Source organism: Variovorax sp. Soil_C_19 (genome assembly GCF_057657255.1).
Genome location: NZ_JBDGIV010000003.1, coordinates 360,133 through 380,952, shown reverse-complemented (window position 1 = coordinate 380,952; position 20,820 = coordinate 360,133). Strand labels below are relative to the sequence as shown.

20 protein-coding genes are annotated in these 20,820 nt (G+C 65.8%); 13 read left to right on the top strand and 7 right to left on the bottom strand.

Annotated features, from left to right (window positions below; all coding sequences use genetic code 11):
• Positions 1-30: 30 nt before the first annotated feature.
• On the bottom strand, positions 31-495 hold the full coding sequence (locus tag AC3A6R_RS09215; RefSeq protein ID WP_487864311.1) for a prepilin-type N-terminal cleavage/methylation domain-containing protein: 465 nt from the start codon (positions 493-495) through the stop codon (positions 31-33).
• Positions 470-910 carry a type II secretion system major pseudopilin GspG gene (gene gspG / locus AC3A6R_RS09210; RefSeq protein ID WP_487862234.1) on the bottom strand — a complete coding sequence of 147 codons (441 nt, stop codon included), beginning with the start codon at positions 908-910 and terminating at the stop codon, positions 470-472. The genes AC3A6R_RS09215 and gspG overlap by 26 nt, the downstream gene beginning before the upstream one ends.
• Positions 911-959: 49 nt before the next feature.
• Here gspG and AC3A6R_RS09205 point away from each other — a divergent pair, with 49 nt between their 5' ends.
• Positions 960-1,592, top strand: a complete 633-nt coding sequence (locus AC3A6R_RS09205) for a type II secretion system protein N (RefSeq protein WP_487864310.1) — start codon at positions 960-962, stop codon at positions 1,590-1,592.
• Between the two features lie 21 nt (positions 1,593-1,613).
• On the opposite strand, the gene ilvA is transcribed toward AC3A6R_RS09205, so the two are convergent.
• Positions 1,614-3,200, bottom strand: a complete 1,587-nt coding sequence (gene ilvA, locus AC3A6R_RS09200) for a threonine ammonia-lyase, biosynthetic (RefSeq protein ID WP_487864309.1) — start codon at positions 3,198-3,200, stop codon at positions 1,614-1,616.
• 232 nt (positions 3,201-3,432) lie between these two features.
• On the opposite strand from ilvA, the gene AC3A6R_RS09195 reads away from it, so the two are divergent.
• On the top strand, positions 3,433-4,404 hold the full coding sequence (locus AC3A6R_RS09195) for a hypothetical protein (RefSeq protein ID WP_487864308.1): 972 nt from the start codon (positions 3,433-3,435) through the stop codon (positions 4,402-4,404).
• A gap of 90 nt (positions 4,405-4,494) precedes the next feature.
• Here AC3A6R_RS09195 and AC3A6R_RS09190 read toward each other — a convergent pair whose 3' ends face one another.
• Positions 4,495-5,685: a porin gene (locus tag AC3A6R_RS09190; protein ID WP_487864383.1), complete on the bottom strand. Its 1,191-nt coding sequence runs from the start codon at positions 5,683-5,685 to the stop codon at positions 4,495-4,497.
• A gap of 286 nt (positions 5,686-5,971) precedes the next feature.
• Here AC3A6R_RS09190 and AC3A6R_RS09185 point away from each other — a divergent pair, with 286 nt between their 5' ends.
• Positions 5,972-6,421 carry an OsmC family protein gene (locus tag AC3A6R_RS09185; protein ID WP_487864307.1) on the top strand — a complete coding sequence of 150 codons (450 nt, stop codon included), beginning with the start codon at positions 5,972-5,974 and terminating at the stop codon, positions 6,419-6,421.
• An 18-nt stretch (positions 6,422-6,439) separates the two neighbouring features.
• Here AC3A6R_RS09185 and coq7 read toward each other — a convergent pair whose 3' ends face one another.
• Positions 6,440-7,069 carry a 2-polyprenyl-3-methyl-6-methoxy-1,4-benzoquinone monooxygenase gene (gene coq7 / locus AC3A6R_RS09180; protein WP_487862230.1) on the bottom strand — a complete coding sequence of 210 codons (630 nt, stop codon included), beginning with the start codon at positions 7,067-7,069 and terminating at the stop codon, positions 6,440-6,442.
• A 282-nt stretch (positions 7,070-7,351) separates the two neighbouring features.
• On the opposite strand from coq7, the gene AC3A6R_RS09175 reads away from it, so the two are divergent.
• The 7 genes from AC3A6R_RS09175 to AC3A6R_RS09145 all read left to right on the top strand — a co-directional run bounded on the left by AC3A6R_RS09175 (position 7,352) and on the right by AC3A6R_RS09145 (position 15,725).
• Positions 7,352-8,539: a porin gene (locus AC3A6R_RS09175; RefSeq protein ID WP_487862229.1), complete on the top strand. Its 1,188-nt coding sequence runs from the start codon at positions 7,352-7,354 to the stop codon at positions 8,537-8,539.
• Between the two features lie 193 nt (positions 8,540-8,732).
• A complete protein-coding gene (locus AC3A6R_RS09170) occupies positions 8,733-9,713 on the top strand; it encodes an ABC transporter permease (RefSeq protein ID WP_487862228.1) in 981 nt (326 codons plus the stop codon).
• A 1-nt stretch (position 9,714) separates the two neighbouring features.
• On the top strand, positions 9,715-10,986 hold the full coding sequence (locus AC3A6R_RS09165) for a M20 aminoacylase family protein (RefSeq protein ID WP_487862227.1): 1,272 nt from the start codon (positions 9,715-9,717) through the stop codon (positions 10,984-10,986).
• Positions 10,987-11,017: 31 nt separating this feature from the next.
• Complete coding sequence (locus AC3A6R_RS09160) at positions 11,018-12,601, top strand: ABC transporter substrate-binding protein (RefSeq protein WP_487862226.1); 1,584 nt, start codon at positions 11,018-11,020, stop codon at positions 12,599-12,601.
• A 75-nt stretch (positions 12,602-12,676) separates the two neighbouring features.
• On the top strand, positions 12,677-13,591 hold the full coding sequence (locus AC3A6R_RS09155; protein WP_487862225.1) for an ABC transporter permease: 915 nt from the start codon (positions 12,677-12,679) through the stop codon (positions 13,589-13,591).
• A 20-nt stretch (positions 13,592-13,611) separates the two neighbouring features.
• A complete protein-coding gene (locus tag AC3A6R_RS09150) occupies positions 13,612-14,682 on the top strand; it encodes an ABC transporter ATP-binding protein (RefSeq protein WP_487864306.1) in 1,071 nt (356 codons plus the stop codon).
• On the top strand, positions 14,679-15,725 hold the full coding sequence (locus AC3A6R_RS09145) for an ABC transporter ATP-binding protein (RefSeq protein ID WP_487864305.1): 1,047 nt from the start codon (positions 14,679-14,681) through the stop codon (positions 15,723-15,725). The genes AC3A6R_RS09150 and AC3A6R_RS09145 overlap by 4 nt, the downstream gene beginning before the upstream one ends.
• Positions 15,726-15,741: 16 nt before the next feature.
• Here the strand turns inward: AC3A6R_RS09145 and zwf are convergent, their stop codons facing one another.
• On the bottom strand, positions 15,742-17,208 hold the full coding sequence (gene zwf, locus AC3A6R_RS09140) for a glucose-6-phosphate dehydrogenase (RefSeq protein WP_487862222.1): 1,467 nt from the start codon (positions 17,206-17,208) through the stop codon (positions 15,742-15,744).
• A gap of 143 nt (positions 17,209-17,351) precedes the next feature.
• Here zwf and AC3A6R_RS09135 point away from each other — a divergent pair, with 143 nt between their 5' ends.
• A complete protein-coding gene (locus AC3A6R_RS09135) occupies positions 17,352-18,281 on the top strand; it encodes an extracellular solute-binding protein (RefSeq protein WP_487864304.1) in 930 nt (309 codons plus the stop codon).
• Between the two features lie 12 nt (positions 18,282-18,293).
• Entirely contained in the window at positions 18,294-18,926 is a 633-nt protein-coding gene (locus AC3A6R_RS09130) for an HAD family hydrolase (RefSeq protein WP_487862220.1), read from the top strand.
• Here AC3A6R_RS09130 and AC3A6R_RS09125 read toward each other — a convergent pair.
• Positions 18,913-19,590 carry a lipocalin family protein gene (locus tag AC3A6R_RS09125; protein ID WP_487862219.1) on the bottom strand — a complete coding sequence of 226 codons (678 nt, stop codon included), beginning with the start codon at positions 19,588-19,590 and terminating at the stop codon, positions 18,913-18,915. The two genes, AC3A6R_RS09130 and AC3A6R_RS09125, sit on opposite strands and share 14 nt — an antisense overlap.
• Positions 19,591-19,860: 270 nt before the next feature.
• Here AC3A6R_RS09125 and tal point away from each other — a divergent pair, with 270 nt between their 5' ends.
• Positions 19,861-20,820 (top strand): transaldolase, encoded by a 960-nt coding sequence (gene tal / locus AC3A6R_RS09120; RefSeq protein ID WP_487864303.1) that lies wholly within the window; start codon positions 19,861-19,863, stop codon positions 20,818-20,820.

Below are 20,820 nucleotides of genomic sequence, written 5' to 3'. Positions count from 1 at the left end.
AGCTTGCTCGGGGGCAGCCCGGCGCGGCGCTCATGGCGTGGACACCGTGAAGGGGCGCAGGCCGTCCGTCGCAATGCGCAGCGAGCGCGCTGGCGGTCCTTCGGCCTGCAGCAGGATCTGCTGGGCCGCGATGATCGGATCGGGCCCCAGTTGAACCGCAGCGATGGGAGCGCCATTCGCCAGCGCGGCCTGGGCACTGATGCCGTTGGTGGTCCAGCCGCCGGGCAGCGCATCGGGCGGCAGGCCCTCGAACACGAAATTGCCGCCCTCGACGAGGCGCCAGCGCACCGCGACGCCGCTCGCGCGCGACTGGGCGCGGGCCGACTCGAGCAGCGCGGCCAGCCGGTCGGCTTCGCGGTCGAGCTGGGCAGCGCTGCTGTCGCGCATGGCGAAGCTCACGCCTGCCGTGGCGACCGCGATGATGGCGATCACCACGATGAGCTCGAGCAGCGTGAAGCCGCTGCGGCGCCTATTGCCAGCTGCCGATGTCGGCATTCTTGCCCTCGCCGCCGGCCTGGCCATCGGCACCGAGGGAGAGCACGTCGATCTCGCCCTTGATGCCCGGATTCATGTACTGATAGGAATGGCCCCAGGGATCGTTCGGCAGCTTCTCGACATAAGGCTTCCAGTTCGGTGCCGCGGGGCCGGCCGTGGGCCGCACGAGCAGCGACTGCAGGCCCTGTTCGGCCGTGGGATAGCGCTGGTTGTCGAGGCGGTAGAGCTTCAGCGCCTGCATCAGGTTGTTGATGTCGGTGCGGGCGGCGGTCACGCGGGCATCATCGGCCCGCTCGATCACGTTCGGCACGATCAGCGCGGCCAGCACGCCGATGATGACCAGCACCACCATCAGCTCGATCAGCGTGAAGCCGCGTTGGGCGGTGCGGATGGTCTCGTGAAGGATTTTTTTCATATCGGGAAGAACATGTTTCGGAAGGCCCGCTGCATGATAATCCGCGGCCATGACAAGTCCCTATTCCGCTGCGCGCTGGCATGCCCCGGTCGCCACCACGGGCCTCTGGGCACTGGCCGCGGGCGCGGCCGTGTTCTGGGGGCTCCGGCTCGCGAGCCCGGCCGAACCCGTGGCCGCAGCGGCGGCCCTGCCGCGTGCGGCGGTCTCTGCCGACGCCGATGCGATCGCACGGCTGTTCGGTGCGCTTCCGGCGGAGCAGATGGCGCCCGAGGCGCCCGCGGCGGCGAGCCGCTTCGCACTTTCGGGCGTGGTGGCGGATCCGTCCAATCAGGGTGCTGCCCTCATCTCGATCGACGGCAAGCCGCCGCGCCCGTTCCGCGTCGGTTCGCGCGTCGGCGACAGCTACGTGCTGCAGTCGGTGGATGTGCGTGCCGCGACGCTCGGCGCGCAGGCGGACGGGCCGGCGGCGTTCACGCTGCAACTGCCCGTGCGTGCGCCGATCGCCGTCGGAAGCGCTCCAGCAGTGATTCCGCCTGCGCCGGCAGGTTTGCCGATGGCGCAAACACCGCCAGTCCAGCCAGCATCGCCGGAACAGGCGCCGGTGGGTCTGCTGCCCGCTACCATGCCGGCGGTCATGGCGCCGCCGCCTGGGCAGCAACAACAGCAACAGCCCGCGCAATAGCCGACCGGACCGGCGACTGGCTCAGGCCTGCAGGAACAGGCGGTACGCAGGGTTCGCGGTTTCTTCCACCCAGGGATAGCCCAGCGTTTCGAGAAACGCTTCGAACGCCGCGGCGTCGCTCGCCGGCACCTGCAGGCCCACGAGGATGCGGCCGTAGTCGGCGCCCTGGTTGCGGTAGTGGAACAGGCTGATGTTCCAGTTCGGCCGCATCAGGCTCAGAAACTTGAGCAGCGCGCCCGGTCGCTCCGGAAAGATGAAACGCAGCAGGCGCTCGTCGTGCGCGAGGCCGGTGCGGCCGCCCACCATGTGCCGCAGGTGTTCCTTTGCGAGTTCGTCGTGCGTGAGGTCGAGCGCGTCGAATCCGTGGGCATTGAAGGTCTGCGCGATCGTGGCCGACTCGCCGCGCGTGGACGTCGTCAGCCCCACGAACACGTGGGCCTTCGCCGCATCGCTGATGCGGTAGTTGAACTCCGTCACGTTGCGCAGCGTGCCGCCGGCTGAACCTGTTTGCGGCGACGCGCCAGCCGGCATTTCTCCGACGAGTTCGCAGAACCGGCGGAAGCTGCCGCGCTCTTCGGGAATCGTGACGGCGAACAGCGCCTCGCGCTCTTCGCCGACCTCGGCGCGCTCGGCGACAAAGCGCAGCCGGTCGAAGTTCATGTTGGCGCCGCACAGGATCGCCGCATAGGTCTCGCCGTGGCGGCCCTGTTCGCCCACGTACTGCTTGATTGCCGCCACCGCGAGTGCGCCGGCCGGCTCGACGATGCTGCGCGTGTCGACGAAGATGTCCTTGATGGCTGCGCACACGGCATCGGTGTCGACAGCGATGTAGTCGTCGACGAGGTTGCTTGCGATGCGGAAGGTTTCCTCGCCCACGAGCTTGACCGCCGTGCCGTCCGAGAACAGCCCGACATCGGGCAGGCTCACGCGCTGGTGCGCCGCGACCGATTGCATCATTGCGTCGGAGTCGTTCATCTGCACGCCGATCACCTTGATCTCGGGACGCAATGCCTTGATGTAGTTGGCCACGCCAGAGATCAGGCCGCCGCCGCCGATCGCAACGAACACGGCGTCGAGTCTGCCCTGGTGCTGGCGCAGGATCTCCATCGCGATCGTGCCTTGTCCCGCGATCACATCGGGATCGTCGAAGGGATGCACGAAGGTGAGGTCCTGCTGCGCCTGCAGTTCGAGCGCATGCAGATAGGCGTCGGAATAACTGTCGCCATGCAACACCACTTCGCCGCCGAAGCCACGCACTGCATCTATCTTGAGACGCGGCGTGGTGACGGGCATCACCACCATCGCACGCGTGCCGAGCTTGCGCGCCCCCAGCGCCACGCCTTGTGCATGGTTGCCGGCCGACGCACAGATCACGCCGCGCGCAAGCTGCTCTGGCGTGAGGTTCGCCATCTTGTTGTAGGCACCGCGCAGCTTGAAGCTGAAGACCGGTTGCTGGTCTTCGCGCTTGAGCAACACCGTGTTGTCGAGCCTCTCACTGAGTGCGTTGGCTTTCTCGAGTGCAGATTCGACTGCTACATCGTAAACGCGGGCATTCAGGATTTTTCTGAGATAGTCGGCGGGCGTCAGCGCCGCAGGTACATCGCGCACGTTATTTCCACGGGAGTTTTAAATTGATAACGCATCATCATAAGAGGCATCGAGATTGCTTACGGATATGACATGGACACAAATGTCATAAATATCTCTTTTAGAGCCTCTGCCGCTAACGATTCAGGTTTTTTTTGAACGAGCCTATCCCGCGATCCATACGTCCGCCGTTCGGTTAACAGATGAGCAAAATTTGTTATCAGTTCTTGTCAGTGACCTTTCTAGAGGGTTAATGCAAGCAGAAGCCGCGCGTGTGCAGCGAGGCGAAATCGGACGTCCCACCTGGCAGGTGATGGGCAACAGATTGAATGCCCACATCCTTCCGCTGTTGGGTTCGGTGCGCGCGCAAGACTTCTCGACGGCGGATGCACAACGCCTGATCGATCACCTCGGCGAGCAAGGCTTCACCAGCACGACGATTGCGCAGTACCTCGTGCTGTTGCGGAAGGTCGTGGTGCATGGCGTGAGCACGGGTGTGCTTCGCGCGGCACCGCCTTTTCCGAAGGTCAAGGTGCGCAGTCAGCCGCGTGGCAGCTTCAGCGTGGCGGAGTACCGCGCGGTTGTGGCCGCTGCGCGCAAGTTGCGTGGACTGTCGCACCCGGTGCTCGACGAGCTCGGCGCAGGCGATCGTTTCTGGATTGCACGGGAGTTGCTCGTCATGCCGGAGGAACTGCCGTGGCTGATTCGCTGGATGGTCAATACCTTCGTGCGTCCGAGCGACATCAAGCTCATGAAGCACAAGCACATCGAGGTCGTACGCGGCAAGCATGTCTATCTGCGCATGAACCTGCCGGAAACCAAGCGGCACAGTCAGCCCATCGTGAGCTTGCGTCCCGCAGTACGGGTTTACGAATGTCTGCTTGCCCGCCGGCGCAAGGAGGGCACTGCGGCGCCCGATGACTACATCTTCATGCCGCACCTGAAGAATCGCGAGCACGCATTGGCGGTGCTCAATTTCCTGTTCCATTGGGCCCTCAAGGTCAAAGGCCTCGAGAAGGGACCGCTCGGCCAATCGAGGACGCTCTATTGCTTGCGTCACACCGCGATCACGTTGCGGTTGCTCTATGGACAGGGCATCGACATGCTGACCTTGGCGCGAAACGCGCGCACAAGCGTGAACATGGTCGAACGTTTCTACGCTTCGGTGTTGAGCGGAGAAATGAATGTGGGGCTGCTGCAAAGCAGGCGAAGCCGAGTGAACTGAGAAAAGCCAAAAAGCCGCCCGGCTTGCGCAGGGCGGCTTGAATCTGACGCAACGTGAACTGGCGAGGGCCAGCATGGCGTCAGGTCGCGATCAGAACGCGTGGCGGATGCCGAAGTCGTAGCCGGTGGAGCCCTTCGGGGTGAAGTCGCCAGCCGTGTTGTTGAAGAACTTCGGGCCGCCGACCGTCAGGCCTGCACCGTCCTTGTTCGTTACACGAGCGACCGTTGCGTACAGGGCCGTGCGCTTCGACAGGTTGTGGACGTAGCCCAGCGCGAGCTTGTTGGCCTTCGGGTCCGGCAGGTTGCTGAGAACGTTGTCGTTCAGCTTGTACTTCACGCCGGAGTACGAAGCGCGAATGAGGCCTGCGCCGACCGGGACGGTCACGCCCACCAACCAGCCATTGAGACGGTCGGAGGTCGACGATGCAGTGAAGTTGGCAGTAGTGCTGTCGAAGTCGGTCTTGTAGCTGGAGCGTGAGATCTGACCGAACAGCTTGGCCGGGCCGAAGTCATACGACGCACCGAGGTTGGCGATGTTCAGCTTTTCGGTGATGCCAGCGTAGTAGTCATCGCCGACGGTCGCGCTTCCCAGGCCGAGTGCGACGTCCAGAGGACCGTTGGCATAGCCGAAGCGCGTGCCGAAATAGCGGCCGGTGCGCGAGTTGTTCAAAGTCGTGGGGTCGATAGCACCCTTGGTCTGCTCGTGGAAGCCGTACTGCAGCTGACCGTAGAAGCCGCCCAGATTCGACGGCAGGAAGTAGCCAATGCTGTTGCTGTTGCGGGTCGGGTTGCCAAATGCGCTGGAAGCCGTTTGGATGAGGTTGCCGCCGACGCCAACGGTACCGAACGGATCGAACACGGTGTGGTTCCAGAACGTCGGCGCGTAGTCACGGCCGAGGCGGATTTCACCGAAACCACCCGACAGGCTCACGGTGGAGCGGCGAGCGAAGGTTGCGACACCTTCCGAACCGTCGTCGTTCTTGATTGGGGCTTCGAGCCAGAAGCTGGCAGCCAGGCCACCACCGAGGTCTTCAGTGCCACGGAAACCCAGACGGCTGCTGTTGTAGGCGCCGGTGGACAGCCCGCGGCTGCTGGTCTTGACGCTGCCACGATTCACGAAGGCCGGGTTGTACGCGACCGGGTAGCCGAACGCGTTGTACGTGAAGCCATCGCGCTGATCGCTCGCGCTGTTCGAATAGCTGCTGATCGAAGCGTCGACCACGCCGAACAGGGTGACGGACGACTGAGCCGAGGCAACACCGGCAACAGCCAGGGCAGCCAGAGCAACTGCCCTTTTCGAGGCGAACAGCTGCCCTTCGAACGAAAAACTAGAGTGGAGGTGGGCGCCGCGTCACAAGCAGGCAAGAAAAAAGCCCCGGGCCTTGCGGCTCGGGGCTAAATCCACCAATTGGAAGGGTGGAGGAGACAACCGGTGCGCACAGCGGGGTGCCGATGAAATAAAGTATATCGGCTGTTTGCTGCATTGCAACAAGCAGTGACGCTTTTCCCACACACAAACGAATGTCAGCAAACGTTACTGCTGAACGTTCCGATTGGACCCGACGAAGATGGAATGCACAGTGAGTTGGACCGGCGACGCCGGCACCCGTTCGGCCATGGGTTTCGTGGCCGAGACCGGCAGCGGCCATGTACTGACGATGGATGGCGCCCCGGATGCGGCCAAACCCGAAAACGGGGGGCAGAACCTGGCGCCTCGCCCCATGGAGACCGTGCTCGCCGGCACAGGCGGCTGCACCGCCTATGACGTCGTGTTGATCCTCAAGCGCGGGCGCCACCGCGTGGAGCGCTGCAGCGTCAAGCTCACGAGCGAACGCGCGCCGACCGATCCGAAGGTCTTCACCAGGATCCACATGCATTTCACGGTGGCCGGCAAAGACATTCCGGCCGCTGCGGTCGAGCGCGCCATTGCGCTCAGCCACGACACCTACTGCTCGGCCAGCATCATGCTGGCCAAGACGGCCGAGATCACCACGAGTTTCGACCTGATCGAGACCTGAGCAGGCCGCGGCCTTGGGTCAGATGCGGTGCGCCACCGTGGTCATGACACGGGAGGCCATCCGCATCAGCGCCTTGGCCGGTGCGGGCAATTCGGCCGCTCCCGCGGCGACGGCCTGCGAGGCATGCCGCGCCTCGTCGACCTTCATCTGTTCGACCACGGCCCGCGAGGCGCTGTCGGCGGCCGGCAGCCGGCCGAGGTGGCTCTCCAGGTGGGCTTCGACCTGGCGCTCGGTCTCCGCCACGAAGCCGAGGCTCAGTGGATCCCCGAGTCGTCCGGCCACGAGCCCGAGGCCAAATGCACCCGCGTACCAGAGCGGATTCAGCAAGGAAGGCCGGGCGCCGAGCGCGTCCAGCCGCTCGCGCGTCCAGGCCAGATGGTCCGTCTCCTCGTGCGAGGCTTCGAGCAGCTGCGCCCGCAGCACGGGATCGCGCGCCACCGCGGCCTGGGCGGTATAGAGCGCCTGGGCGCAGACCTCACCCACATGGTTCACCCGCATCAGCGCGCCGGCTTCGCGGCGCTCTGAATCGGTCATTTCGCCGGGCGGCTGGACCGGTGTGGGAAGGGCGCGGCTGGCGCGATGGCGCGCAAAAAGGGTACGCAGCGCTGCATCGGCCGTGGTCAGGACGGGATCAAGCGAAAGGGACATGCCGCAATTTAAACCCAGGCGCAGGGGCGGCAAGATAGTGCTTGCTTTCATTTCACATCGTGAGTTTCCGGGGTGTTTTCGGCCTTTGTTGCAGTCCCGCAACGAAACGCAGGGGGTGCCGGAGATTTCGGGCGATTTGTTTTGCCCTGCCGCATCGGCTCTGGTGCAATAGCATCAACTTCCCAAAAGGAGGTTGGCCCGGGGTCCGGTGGGAGCACAAAGTGCCAGTCACGGTGAGCCCTTCGCACCGGAGCCCTATGTTTAACCTTGGAGAAACTTGCAATGAAAAAATCTCTAGTTGCTCTGGCTGCCCTGGCTGTTGCCGGTGTTGCCTCGGCTCAGTCGTCCGTCACCCTGTTCGGCGTGGTCGACGCTTCGATCAGCAGCTATTCGAGCTCGTCGCGTGACCTGAACGGCGCCACGTTCCTGAACCCGTTCTACGTGAACCAAGGCAGCGTCAAGGTCAGCCGCCGTGAACTGGCCAACTCGGGCTACAACTCCAGCCGTCTGGGCTTCCGTGGCACGGAAGACCTCGGTGGTGGCCTGGCCGCGAGCTTCTGGCTCGAAGCCCCGATCACCAATGACGATGGCGCTACCGGCGTTTCGACGTTCAACCGTCGTTCGACCGTGAGCCTGTCGGGTGGTTTCGGTGAAGTCCGCCTCGGCCGCGACTACACGCCCACCTTCTGGAACAACACCGTGTTCGATCCGTTCGGCACCAACGGTGTGGGTACCAACCTGATCCAGACGGCCGCCGCCGACTTCGGTCACCCGACCCGCGCAAGCAACACCATCGGCTACTTCCTGCCGCCGAACCTGGGTGGCTTCTACGGTCAGCTGCAGTACGGCTTCCACGAGAAGACCAAGTACGATCCGGGCCTTGCTACGCCGAACGTCGCGAACAATTCGCGTACCGGCCGTAACATCGCTGGCCGCTTTGGCTACGCCAACGGCCCGCTGGACGTTGCTGTGGCTTATGGCACCAGCACCGTGGGCGACCAGTTCTACGCTGGCACGACCACCAAGGTCAACACGCTGAATGTTGGCGCTTCGTATGACTTCGGTCCCGTGAAGCTGTTCGGTGAAGTGTCGCGCCTGAAGAACAAGGTCGACTACGAAGTGACCCCGTTCGTGGCTGCTGCCGACGCCGACCTCACCGGCTACCTGCTCGGCGTGACCGTGCCGGTCGGTGCTGGCCTGATCCGCGCTTCCTACTCGCACGTCAAGTACGACTTCAACGAAGTCCAACTGCCGTTCGAGCCGAGCATTGCCGACCCGAAGGCCAACAAGCTGGCCATCGGCTACGTGCACAACCTGTCGAAGCGCACGGCTCTGTACGCCACGATCGCTCGCGTCAGCAACAAGAACGGTGCTGCTCTGACCGTCGGCGGCCCCGCCTTCATCAACACCGGCGTCTTCACCCCGAAGAACTCGACCGGTTACGACTTCGGCATCCGTCACGCTTTCTAATTCGAGGCTGGCCTGAGCCAGCTTTGATCGAAAGTTCAAAAAGCCACTCGACGCAAGTCGGGTGGCTTTTTTTATTGCAATTCCACTTTGCCGCAAGTGTGGCGAAAGCGCACCAGGGGCGTGCACCCCCGGGGAATCACCGTGCGGGCACGCACCTTGCACTGCTAGCATGCCTGCTCACTTTGTTTGCTGAATGATTGCCTTTGTCCTGCGTCGCCTGATACAGGCCGTGATCGTCATGATCGCGGTCGCGTTCATTGCCTTTCTTCTCTTCCAATACGTGGGCGACCCGGTCGTCTTCCTGCTGGGGCAGGATGCCAAGCCCGAGCAGATCCGCGAAATGCGCGCCGCATTGGGGCTCGACCAGCCCTTCTTCGTGCAGTTCTGGCGCTTTCTGGGCAATGCTGCGCAGGGCGAGTTCGGCCTGAGCCTGCGCCAGGGCGCGAAGGTTTCGCGTCTTATCGGCGAGCGCTTTCCAGCCACGCTCGAACTTGCGCTGGTCGCGGCCATGCTGGCGCTGTTCGTCGGCATTCCGATGGGCGTGTACACCGCGCTGCGCCGCGGCACCTTCCTGAGCCAGCTGTTCATGACCGTGTCACTGCTCGGTGTGTCGCTGCCGACCTTTCTGATCGGCATCCTGCTGATTCTGATTTTCGCCGTGACGCTGGGCTGGTTCCCGAGCTTCGGACGCGGCGAGACGGTGCAGTTCGGGTGGTGGACCAGCGGGCTGTTCCGTGCCGACGGCTGGCACCACATCATCCTGCCGGCCGTCACGCTCGCGATCTTTCAGCTCACGCTGATCATGCGGCTGGTGCGCGCCGAGATGCTCGAGGTGCTGCGCACCGACTACATCAAGTTCGCGCGGGCGCGCGGGCTCACGAATCGCGCCATTCACTTCGGCCATGCACTGAAGAACACGCTGGTGCCGGTGATGACCATCACCGGCCTGCAGCTCGGCGGCCTCATCGCCTTTGCGATCATCACCGAGTCGGTGTTCCAGTGGCCCGGCATGGGGCTCTTGTTCATCCAGGCCGTGACCTTCGCCGACGTGCCCGTGATGGCGGCCTACCTGTGCCTCATCGCGCTGATCTTCGTGGTGATCAACCTCGTGGTCGACCTGCTGTATTTCGTGGTCGACCCGCGGCTGCGCGTCGGCAAGGCGGGAGGGCATTGAGATGACAACGACCACCGCTGCCGCACCGCGGCTGCGCGCAGCCGGCAGGGCATTCGCGCAGATTGCGAGTTTCTATCCCGAGATCGAGGCCTTCCGCCGCGACCTGCATGCCCATCCCGAACTCGGCTTCGAAGAGGTCTACACCTCGCGGCGCGTGCGCGAGGCGCTGCGCGCCTGCGGCGTGGACGAGATCCACGAAGGCATCGGCAAGACCGGGGTGGTGGGCGTCATCCGCGGCCGCTCCACCGCGAGCGGGCGAATGATCGGTCTGCGCGCCGACATGGACGCCTTGCCGATGCGCGAAGACAACGATTTCGGCTGGCGCTCGGCCCACGACGGCCTGATGCACGGCTGCGGACACGACGGCCACACCGCCATGCTGGTCGGCGCGGCACGCTACCTGGCCGAGACGCGCCACTTCGACGGCACCGCCGTGCTGATCTTCCAGCCCGGCGAAGAAGGCCTGGCTGGCGCCCGCGTGATGATCGAAGACGGCCTCTTCGAGCGTTTTCCGGTGCAGTCGGTCTATGCGATGCACAACTGGCCCGGCCTGCCCGCGGGCACGGTGGGCATCAACCGGGGCGCCATGATGGCCGCCGCCGACCGCGTGACCATCGAGATCAAGGGCAAGGGCGGGCATGGCGCGCATGCCTACCAGACCATCGATCCGGTGGTGGTGGCCGCACACATCATCACGGCCGCGCAAACCATCGTGTCGCGCAATGTGCGGCCCATCGATGCCGCGGTCGTCAGCATCTGCGCCGTGCAGGCCGGCGACCTCGGAGCCATGAGCGTGATCCCGGGCGAGGCGACTTTGGTGGGCACGGTGCGCACCTTCAGTGCGCGCGTGCAGGCGCAGGTCGAGCAGCGGCTCAGCGAGCTTTGCACCGCGGTGGCCACGGGCTTTGGTGCCACCGCCACGATCAAGTACGAACGCATCTATCCGGCCACCATCAACACCGCGCCCGAGGCGATGTTCGCGGCCGACGTGGCCGAATCGCTGGTCGGCGCCTCGAACGTCGAGCGCAGCATGGAGCCCAGCATGGGCGCCGAGGATTTTTCCTTCATGCTGCAGAAGAAGGCCGGTGCCTACCTGCGCATCGGCCAGGACGCCCGAAATGGCGCCTTCCTGCACAACAGCCGCTACGACTTCAACGACGAGATCCTGCCGCTCGGCGCCGCGCTGCACGCGGGCCTGATCGAGCAGGGCATGCCACTGGCCGCCACCCGCGGCGAGTTGACCGAGAAAGATGCCGCCACCGCGGCGCCTTGAAATTTTTGATCCCAACCCGAGGAGTGTTCCCATGAGTTTCAGGAAGAACGTGGCTGCGGCCGCCGTGTTGTGCGCCCTGGGCGCCGTCAGCCTGGTCGCCAGTGCGCAGACCATCCGGATCGCCAACCAGGGAGACGCGCTTTCGCTCGATCCGCATTCGCTCAACGAGTCGCTGCAGCTCAGCGTGACGGCCAACGCCTACGAAACCCTCGTGGGGCGCAACAAGGACTTGAGCCTGGCGCCGCTGCTCGCCACCAGCTGGAAGCAGAGTTCGCCGACGGTCTGGCGCTTCGAACTGCGCAAGGGCGTGCAGTTCCATGACGGCACGCCGTTCACCGCCGACGACGTGGTGTTCAGCATCGCGCGCGGCAAGGGCGAAGGCTCCGACATGAAGGCCTCGCTGTCCGACATCAAGGAAGTGCGCAAGGTCGACGCGCACACCGTCGAGATCGAGACCACCGGCCCGCAGCCGATCCTGCCCGACGCGCTCACCACGTTCTCGATCATGAGCAAGAAGTGGTGCGAGGAGAACAAGGCGGTCCAGCCGGTCGACCGCCGCAAGGGCATCGAGAACGCCGCCTCGTTCAAGGCCAACGGCACCGGCCCGTACCGCGTGCGCGAGCGGCAGCCCAACGTGCGCACGGTGTTCGAGCGCAATGCCAAGTACTGGGGCAAGATCGAAGGCAACGTCCAGGAAGTGATCTTCACGCCGATCGCCAATCCGTCCACGCGCGTGGCCGCTCTGGTCTCGGGCGAGGTCGACGTGATGGAGCCGGTGCCGCTGCAGGACATCGGCCGCATCAACGCGAGCCCGAACTCGCGCGTGATCGTCGGGCCCGAACTGCGCACCATCTTCCTGGGCATGGACCAGAAGCGCGACGAGCTGCTCTATTCGAACGTCAAGGGCAAGAACCCGTTCAAGGACAAGCGCGTGCGCCAGGCCTTCTACCAGGCCATCGACATCGCCGGCATCCAGCGCACCGTGATGCGCGGCGCCTCGCGGCCCACCGCGCTGATGATCGGGCCCGGCATCAACGGCTGGACCGAGGACCAGGACAAGCGGATGCCCTACGACGTCGAGGCGGCCAAGAAGCTGATGGCCGAGGCGGGCTATCCGCAGGGCTTCGAAGTCACGATGAACTGCCCCAACGACCGCTACGTCAACGACGGCCAGATATGCCAGGCAGTGGCCGCCAACCTGGCGCGCATCAACGTGAAAATCAATCTCGCGGCCGAGACCAAGGGAACCTATTTCCCGAAGATCCTGCGGCGCGACACGAGCTTCTACATGCTCGGATGGACCCCGACCACCTACGACGCGCACAACGCGCTCGCTTCGCTGATGTTCTGCCCCGACGACAAGGGCGCAGGGCAGTTCAACCTGGGTGCGTACTGCAGCCCGCAATTGGACGGGCTGACCAAGCAGATCCTGTCGGAAATCGACAAGGGCAAGCGCAACGACTTGATCAAGCAGGCCTTCAAGGTCCATTCCGACGACATCGGCCACCTGCCGCTGCACCAGCAGTCGCTGGCCTGGGGCTTGAGCAAGAAGGTCGAGCTGGTGCAGCTCGCCGACAACTTCATGTTCTTCAAGTGGATGAGCATCAAGCCCTGAGCGGGCATCTGAGCGCCGCGGTGGCCTGACCCCATGGGCCCGCTTCTTGCGGGCCCATTCCTTTTGCTTCCCACGATGTTAAAAAAAACGCTTGTCCGCTGGCTCGATAGTGATGTCGGCCACAGCTTCCGCACCTCGCCGGTGGCGATCGGCGCGGCACTGATTGCACTGGTGTGCGTGTTCTGCGCCGCATTCGCCGGCTGGGTGTCGCCGCACAATCCCTTCGACCTTGCCGTGCTCGAGCTCAGTGATGCCCGGCTGCCGCCGGCCTGGGTGGCCGAGGGTTCGAGCAAGTACCTGCTCGGCACCGACGACCAGGGGCGCGACATCCTGTCGGCGGTGATCTACGGCGCGCGCATTTCGCTCATCGTTGGCGTCGTCTCGGTGGTGATTTCGATGGTCGTCGGCGTGGTGCTCGGTCTGGCGGCCGGCTTCTTCGGCGGCTGGCTCGACAGCTTCCTCATGCGCCTGTGCGACGTGATGCTCTCGTTCCCGCCGATCCTGGTCGCCCTGTTGATCGCCGGCGTGGGCCGTGCGCTGTTTCCGAACGCGCACGAATCGCTCGCTTTCGGCGTGCTCATCATCTCCATCGCGCTGACCGGCTGGGTGCAGTACGCACGCACCGTGCGCGGCTCCACGATGGTCGAGCGCAACAAGGAATACGTACAGGCCGCCCGCGTGACCGGCGTGGCGCCGTTGCGCATCATGCTGCGCCATGTGCTGCCCAACGTGATGGGGCCGGTGATGGTGCTCGCGACGATCCAGGTGGCGACCGCGATCATCACCGAGGCGACCCTGTCGTTCCTCGGCGTCGGCGTGCCGCCGACGTCGCCCTCGCTCGGCACGCTGATCAACATCGGCAACCAGTACCTGTTCTCGGGCGAATGGTGGATCACGGTGTTTCCGGGGGCGATGCTGGTGCTGATCGCACTCAGCGTGAACCTGCTCGGCGACTGGCTGCGCGACGCGCTCAATCCGCGCCTGCGCTGACACAGACAAGGAAGGACACCATGACACTGCTCCAGGTCAAAGACCTCGTGGTCGAGTTTCCGCACCGCCGCGGCACATTGCGCGCGATCGACGGCATTTCCTTCGACATCGCGCCCGGCGAGATCCTCGGCGTGGTCGGCGAGTCGGGCGCCGGCAAGTCGCTCACCGGCGCGGCCATCATCGGGCTGCTCGAGCCACCCGGCCGCGTGGCCGGAGGGGAGATCGTGCTCGAAGGGCAGCGCATCGACAACCTCGGCTTCGATGCGATGCGGCCGATCCGCGGCCGCAAGATCGGCGCGATCTTCCAGGATCCGCTGACTTCGCTGAACCCGCTCTACAGCGTCGGGCGGCAACTGATCGAGACCATCCGCACCCACCTGCCGGTGACCGAGGTCGAGGCGCGGCGCCGTGCCATCGGCCTGTTGCAAGACACCGGCATTCCGGCCGCCGAGCAGCGCATCGATCATTTTCCGCACCAGTTCTCGGGCGGCATGCGCCAACGCGTCGTGATCGCGCTCGCGCTCGCGGCCGAGCCCAAGCTGATCGTGGCCGACGAACCCACCACGGCGCTCGATGTGTCGATCCAGGCGCAGATCATCCAGCTGCTCAAGCGCGTCTGCAGGGACCGCGGCGCGGCCGTGATGCTGATCACGCACGACATGGGCGTGATCGCCGAAACCTGCGACCGCGTGGCGGTGATGTATGCAGGCCGCATCGCCGAGATCGGTCCGGTGCACGAGGTCATCCACCAGCCGGCGCATCCCTACACCTCGGGCCTCATGGCCTCGATCCCGGACATGGCGAGCGACCGCGAGCGGCTCAATCAGATCGACGGCGCCATGCCGCGGCTCAACGCCATTCCCGAGGGCTGCGCCTACAACCCGCGCTGCCCGCGCACTTTCGCGCGCTGCCTCTCGGAGCGGCCCGCGCTCATGCATGCGGGCGCCACGCGGGCCGCATGCTGGCTGCACGATGCCACCGATCCGCACCGCGGCCAAGCCGAACTGGCCGCCCGCCACCACGATGCGGAACTGGCCGGCGAACGCGCCGTGCCCGATGCCGCAGCCCCACTCGACGAGGTGAGCCGATGAGCACCGCTACGCTTCCCGCGGCCGACGACAAGAGCCGCGACACCGCAGGCAGCGAGCCGTTCGTCGTCGCGCACGACCTGGCCCGCACCTTCGACGTGTCGCCGCCCTGGCTCAACCGCGTGCTCGAGCGCAAGCCGCGCGTGCTGCTGCATGCGGTGGATGGCGTGAGCTTTTCGATCGAGCGCGGCAAGACACTCGCGCTGGTCGGCGAATCGGGCTGCGGCAAGAGCACCGTGGCGCGCCTATTGGTAGGTCTGTATGCGCCCACGCGTGGCGGCTTCCGGTTCGACGGGCAGGATGCGCATGCCGCGTTCAAGACCCCCGAAGGCCGTACGCTGCGCCGACGCATCCAGATGATCTTCCAGGACCCCTATGCGAGCCTCAACCCGCGCTGGATCGTCGAGGACATCATCGGCGAGCCGCTGCGCGAGCACGGCATCCTGAGCGACAAGGCCGAGCTGCGCGCGCGCGTGGGCGAACTGCTCCAGTCGGTCGGCCTTTCGCCGCTCGACGGCGTGAAGTACCCGCACCAGTTCTCGGGCGGCCAGCGCCAGCGCATCTCGATCGCGCGCGCGCTGGCGACCGAGCCCGAGTTCCTGGTGTGCGACGAGCCGACCTCCGCGCTCGACGTCAGCGTGCAGGCGCAGGTGCTCAACATCATGAAGGACCTGCAGCGCCAGCGCAGCCTGACCTATCTGTTCATCTCGCACAACCTCGCGGTGGTGCGGCATGTGGCGGACCAGGTCGGCGTGATGTATCTGGGCCGGCTCGTCGAGGTGGCCGACAAGCGCAAGCTCTTCGCCGAACCGCAGCATCCCTACACGCGCATGCTGCTCGACGCGATCCCGCAGATGAAGCACACGGGGCGTGCCCGCACGCCGGTGCAGGGCGAAGTGCCGAACCCGCTGAACCCGCCCACGGGCTGCGCCTTCCACCCGCGCTGCCCCAACGCCAATGCCCGCTGTTCGGCAGAGCGCCCGGCGCTGCTGGAGATCAACGGCGTGAAGGTCGCCTGCCACGCCGTGGAAGAGGGGCGGATCTGAGAGCCTGTCTGAGGGGCTATTGCTCCTCGCTCCACGAGAAGCCGTCGCGCGCGATCATCGCGCTCGAGGCGCTCGGCCCCCACGTGCCGGCCGCATAGGGGCGCGGCACGCCGTCCGAAGCCCAGCTGTCGATCAGCGGTTCGACCCAGCGCCAGGCTTCTTCCTGCTCGTCGCTGCGCACGAACAGGTTCAGCCGGCCGTCGATCACGTCGAGCAGAAGCCGTTCGTAGGCGCCCACGCGCTCCGAGCCGAAGCGTTTGTCGAAGTCGAGGTCGAGCTGCACCGGCGCCAGTTGCGTGGCGCTCTGGTGGCCGTTGCCGCGCCGGTTGTCCTGCGCCTGCGCGAGCATGTGCAGTTCCAGTCCGTCGCGCGGCTGCAGGTTGATGACCAGCTTGTTCACCGCGCCGGCCGGCGCGCGGTAGATCGCATGCGGCGTGGGACGGAAGTTGACCTCGATACGCGCGTCGCGCGAGGCCAGCCGCTTGCCGGTGCGGATGTAGAGCGGCACGCCGGCCCACCGCCAGTTGGCGATCTCGGTGCGCAGCGCGACGAAGGTCTCGGTGCGGCTTTCGGGGTCGACGCCGGGTTCGTCCTTGTAGCCCTGCACGCGCTCGCCGTAGGCCGTGCCGGCCGTGTATTGCCCGCGGATCGCGTGCAGTCCCAGCGTCTCGGGCGTCCAGGGCTTGAGCGCGCGCAGCACCTTGAGCTTCTCGTCGCGGATCGCGTCGGCATGCGAGTTGATCGGCGGCTCCATGCCGATCGCGCAGACCAGTTGCAGCGCGTGGTTCTGCACCATGTCGCGCAAGGCGCCGGTCTGGTCGTAGAAGGCGCCGCGCTTCTCGACGCCCAGGTCTTCCGCGATCGTGATCTGGATGTTGGCGATGTGCTCGCGGCGCCAGATGGGCTCGAACAGTGCGTTGCCGAAGCGCATCGCGAACAGGTTCTGCACCGAGGGCTTGCCCAGGTAGTGGTCGATGCGGAAGACCTGCTTCTCGTCGAGCACCTTGCACACCGCCGCATTTATCGCGCGGTTCGATGCCAGGTCGTGGCCGAGCGGCTTCTCGAGCACCACGCGCGTCGACGGGCCGTTGAGGCCGGCCGCGGCGATCTGCTCGACCACCTGGGTGAAGAGCGCCGGCGCGGTGGCCACGTACATCACGACCGTGTCGGCGTTGCGCTGCTTCAGCAGGTCGGAAAGGCGCGCGTAGTCGTCGGGCTTCGAAAGGTCCATGCGCAGGAAGTGCAGCAGCGAGGCGAACTTCTCGAACTCCTCGGCCGACGGGCGCTTGGCGCCCTCCACCGCGTTGAACCGCGACTGGATCAGTTCGCGGTACTGGTCGTCCGAGAGATCGTCGCGCGCCACGCCGACAATGCGTCCGTCCTTCGGCAGGCTGCCGTGCCTGAAGGCCTGGAACAGCGCGGGCATCAGCTTGCGCCATGCAAGGTCGCCAGTACCGCCGAACAGAACGAGATCGAAGCTCATGGGTCGAATTTCCTTGTGTCTGGATGCAGAGGGGTTCTGTCGTCCACCGAATGGTACTTGTACCGATTCATGAGGCCGGCACGGCGGCTACGCTTCACCATGGCCACGAGGCCTATTTTTGTTTCAGGGCGGCAAGGTTCCGGATGAAGAAGCTTCTTTTCGCAACCGCCTGCATGGCGATGTCGACGGCCTCGGCGCAGGGCTCGGTCGATGTGATCTGCTCGGTGCAGGCCGCCTGGTGCAGCGCGGTCGCCACCGCGTATGCGCGCAGCACTGGCACGCACGTCAGGATGTCGCTCAAGGGCCCTGACGACGCGCTGGCCCAGCTGATCGCCGACGGGGACCGCCCCGGCGCCGACCTCTGGTTCGGCGGCGCGGCCAAGGCGCATCTTCAAGCGGCCGCGCAAGGCCTCACGCTTGAATACCGGTCGCCGACGCTCGCGCAGCTGCGTCCGTGGGCGCGGCAACTGGCGCAGCAGTCGGGGCACAGGAGCGTGGGCCTCCATGCGGCGCCGCTCGGCATTGGCTACAACCCCGACCTGCTGGCCAGCAAGCAGCTCCCGGTGCCCATGACCTGGGCCGACCTGCTCAGGCCCGCGTACAAGGGCGTGGTCCAGGTGGTCGACCCGGCCCCGGGCGGCCCGGGCGAGGCGATGACCGCCGCGCTGGTCCGGCGCATGGGCGAGGACAAGGCGTTCAATTATCTCAAGGCGCTGCACGGCAGCGTGGCCCGCTACACCCGCTCGGCCGCCGGACCGATGAAGGCCGTCGCGCGCGGCGAGGCCGCCGTGGCCATCGGCTTCGTGCACGACGGCATCGCCGAGAAGATGCAGGGCTTTCCGATCGAAACCGTGGTCCCGGCCGACGGCACCGGTGCCGAGATCGGCGCCATGAGCCTCGTGAAGGGCGCGCGCAACCTCGATGCCGCCACGAAACTCTATAAATGGGCGCTGACGCCTGCCGCGCAGGCGCTGGCCGCAGCCAATGGCCAGTTTCAGGTGCCGAGCAACAGGAACACCCGGCTCGATCCGCGCCTCCCCGATGCCGGGAAGATCGTTGCAACAGGCCCATGAAACAATGGCGCCATGAACGTGGTTTTCGATCTTGGCGCCGTGCTCCTGGCTTGGGAGCCCACCCGGCTGGTGCAGACGCACCTTTCCGAGAATGCGCCCAACGAGGCTGCTGCGGCGGCGCTGGGCCGCGCGCTGTTTCAACATGACGACTGGCTGAGCTTCGACTGCGGAACCCGCTCGCTCGACGAAGCCATCGCGCGCATGGCGCTGCGGCTGTCGCTGCCGGGCGAGAAGCTCGACGCGATGCTCGGCACGCTGGGCGAGCGCCTCGAACCGATCGCAGTCACGGTCGAACTGCTCGAGGGGCTCTTCGCCCGCCGCGCGGCGGGGGAGGGGCTCCGGCTCTACTATCTTTCGAACATGCCGGCGCCGTACGCGCGCGCCATCGAGCGCCGACATGCCTTCATGCGGCGTTTCGACGGCGGTGTCTTCTCAGGTGACGTGAAGTTTCTCAAGCCTCACCGCGAGATCTACGAACTGCTCGCGGTGCGCCATGCGCTCGAGCCGGCGCAGACTGTCTTCATCGACGATTCGGCCGCCAACGTCGAAGCGGCGCGCGCCTTCGGCTGGCATGCGATCCATTGCACGCATCCGGCCGCGCTCGGCGCGCAGCTCGGCCGTTACCTGCCGCCTATCGGCCGGTGAGAACGACCTTCGAGGTGTCGAAGCCCAGGCTGGCCGCGTAGTCGAGCTCGGCCTGGAGCGCGGCGTCCTCGAGGCGCGGCGCGCGCGAGAGCACCCACAGGTACTCGCGGTCGGGCGTGCCGACCAGCGCCACCTGGTAGTCGCGGTCGAGCTTGAGAATCCAGTAGTCGCCCCAGACCATCGGCAGCCAGCCGAGCCAGGCCGGTGCGAATCGCACCTCGAGCCGGCCGGCGCCGGGCTGGCCCGCCACCGGCACCACGCGCGCGGTTCCCACGGCCTCGTCGAAGTTGCCGTCCGGCCGTACGCAGCGGTTGCGCACCTGCACTGTGCCGTCGGGCTGCGGCGTGTACTCCGCGGTGACGGGACCGCTGCACTCTTTCTGGAAACGGTTCGGCAGGCGTGCCTGTTCGTGCCAGATGCCGGCGTAGCGCTGAAGGTCGACCGGCGCCACCACCTGCAGCGGTGCACGCATGAGCGGCGCGCCATCCGGCGGGCCCGGCAGTTGCGCGCGCGCGGTCCGGCCCGCGCCGAGCGCGAACCAGGTGACGACGCCACCCACGACGAAGGCGGTTGCCAGGGTACCGATGGCGCGGCTGGTGCGGCGGTCGTCGAAAGGAGCGCGGCTGTCGGCGGCGGATGCCGCGGAGCGATGACGGAAAGGCATGGGCGAGGCACTCCTGTGTGTTGCGGGTGCAAAAGAAAAGCATGAAGCCGGCGAATGCAAAGGGTAGCCCGCGCCGAGGTGCGCCTGCCGTCAGCGACGGACCACAGCCCGTGTAGGGGAGCGCGGCGCAAAACGCCGACAACCCTGTCGGCGGAAGGCCGATGGAGGGGGGCGGGAACCCGTGCTACGGTATGAATGAAGAAACAAACATCGGCCCCTGCACAACTGCGTGCAGGACTTGTCATCACCCGGACCGGATAATCTTTCGCCATGAACCAACTCGATGCCCTCCGCCAATGGACCACCGTGGTCGCCGACACCGGCGACTTCAAGCAACTCGCCATCTCGAAGCCGCAGGACGCGACCACCAATCCGTCGCTGATCCTCAAGGCGGTGCAGAAGCCCGAGTACCGGCCACTGCTCGACGAGACGGTCGGCAAGCACACGGGCAAGCCGATCGACGAGGTCATCGACCGCCTGCTGGTGCGCTTCGGCACCGAGATCCTCTCGATCATCCCGGGCCGCGTGTCGACCGAGATCGATGCACGACTGTCCTTCGACACGGCCGCCACCGTGGCGCGCGGCGAACGCATCGTGGCGCTCTACAAGGCCGAGGGCATCGACACCGAAAAGCGCCTGCTCATCAAGGTGGCCTCCACCTGGGAAGGCATCCAGGCCGCGCGCGCTCTCGAGCAGAAGGGCATCCGCACCAACTTGACGCTGCTGTTCTCGTTCGCCCAGGCCGTGGCCTGCGCAGAGGCGGGCGTGCAGCTGATCTCGCCCTTCGTGGGCCGCATCTACGACTGGTACAAGAAGTCGGCCGGCAGCCAATGGGACGAGACCGCCAATGCGGGCGCAAACGACCCTGGCGTGAAGTCGGTGCGAGAAATCTTCACGTACTACAAGCAGCATGGCATCAAGACCGAAGTGATGGGCGCGAGCTTCCGCAACGTGGGCCAGATCCGAGCACTGGCCGGCTGCGACCTGCTGACCATCAGCCCCGAACTGCTGGCCGAACTGGCCGCGAGCGACGCGCCGCTTTCGCATGCGCTTGATGCGGGCAAGGCCGCCGCCGAGGCGAAGGTGAAGAAGCTCAGCTACGACGAGGCCGCATTCCGCTTCGCGCTCAATGAGGACGCGATGGCCACCGAGAAGCTCGCAGAAGGCATCCGCGCCTTCGCGGCCGATGCCGTGAAGCTCGAGAAGCTAATGCAGGAAAGCGGCAAGTAA

Excerpts from the sequence above, each read along its gene's own strand:
- AC3A6R_RS09170 (WP_487862228.1), top strand. The coding sequence starts at position 8,733 with ATGATTGCCTTTGTCCTGCGTCGCCTGATACAGGCCGTGATCGTCATG.
- AC3A6R_RS09125 (WP_487862219.1), bottom strand. The coding sequence starts at position 19,590 with ATGCCTTTCCGTCATCGCTCCGCGGCATCCGCCGCCGACAGCCGCGCT.
- AC3A6R_RS09165 (WP_487862227.1), top strand. The coding sequence starts at position 9,715 with ATGACAACGACCACCGCTGCCGCACCGCGGCTGCGCGCAGCCGGCAGG.
- tal (WP_487864303.1), top strand. The coding sequence starts at position 19,861 with ATGAACCAACTCGATGCCCTCCGCCAATGGACCACCGTGGTCGCCGAC.
- gspG (WP_487862234.1), bottom strand. The coding sequence starts at position 910 with ATGAAAAAAATCCTTCACGAGACCATCCGCACCGCCCAACGCGGCTTC.
- AC3A6R_RS09150 (WP_487864306.1), top strand. The coding sequence starts at position 13,612 with ATGACACTGCTCCAGGTCAAAGACCTCGTGGTCGAGTTTCCGCACCGC.
- AC3A6R_RS09155 (WP_487862225.1), top strand. The coding sequence starts at position 12,677 with ATGTTAAAAAAAACGCTTGTCCGCTGGCTCGATAGTGATGTCGGCCAC.
- coq7 (WP_487862230.1), bottom strand. The coding sequence starts at position 7,069 with ATGTCCCTTTCGCTTGATCCCGTCCTGACCACGGCCGATGCAGCGCTG.
- AC3A6R_RS09195 (WP_487864308.1), top strand. The coding sequence starts at position 3,433 with ATGCAAGCAGAAGCCGCGCGTGTGCAGCGAGGCGAAATCGGACGTCCC.
- AC3A6R_RS09185 (WP_487864307.1), top strand. The coding sequence starts at position 5,972 with ATGGAATGCACAGTGAGTTGGACCGGCGACGCCGGCACCCGTTCGGCC.
- AC3A6R_RS09175 (WP_487862229.1), top strand. The coding sequence starts at position 7,352 with ATGAAAAAATCTCTAGTTGCTCTGGCTGCCCTGGCTGTTGCCGGTGTT.
- AC3A6R_RS09145 (WP_487864305.1), top strand. The coding sequence starts at position 14,679 with ATGAGCACCGCTACGCTTCCCGCGGCCGACGACAAGAGCCGCGACACC.
- zwf (WP_487862222.1), bottom strand. The coding sequence starts at position 17,208 with ATGAGCTTCGATCTCGTTCTGTTCGGCGGTACTGGCGACCTTGCATGG.
- AC3A6R_RS09130 (WP_487862220.1), top strand. The coding sequence starts at position 18,294 with ATGAACGTGGTTTTCGATCTTGGCGCCGTGCTCCTGGCTTGGGAGCCC.
- AC3A6R_RS09205 (WP_487864310.1), top strand. The coding sequence starts at position 960 with ATGACAAGTCCCTATTCCGCTGCGCGCTGGCATGCCCCGGTCGCCACC.
- AC3A6R_RS09135 (WP_487864304.1), top strand. The coding sequence starts at position 17,352 with ATGAAGAAGCTTCTTTTCGCAACCGCCTGCATGGCGATGTCGACGGCC.
- AC3A6R_RS09215 (WP_487864311.1), bottom strand. The coding sequence starts at position 495 with ATGCCGACATCGGCAGCTGGCAATAGGCGCCGCAGCGGCTTCACGCTG.
- AC3A6R_RS09160 (WP_487862226.1), top strand. The coding sequence starts at position 11,018 with ATGAGTTTCAGGAAGAACGTGGCTGCGGCCGCCGTGTTGTGCGCCCTG.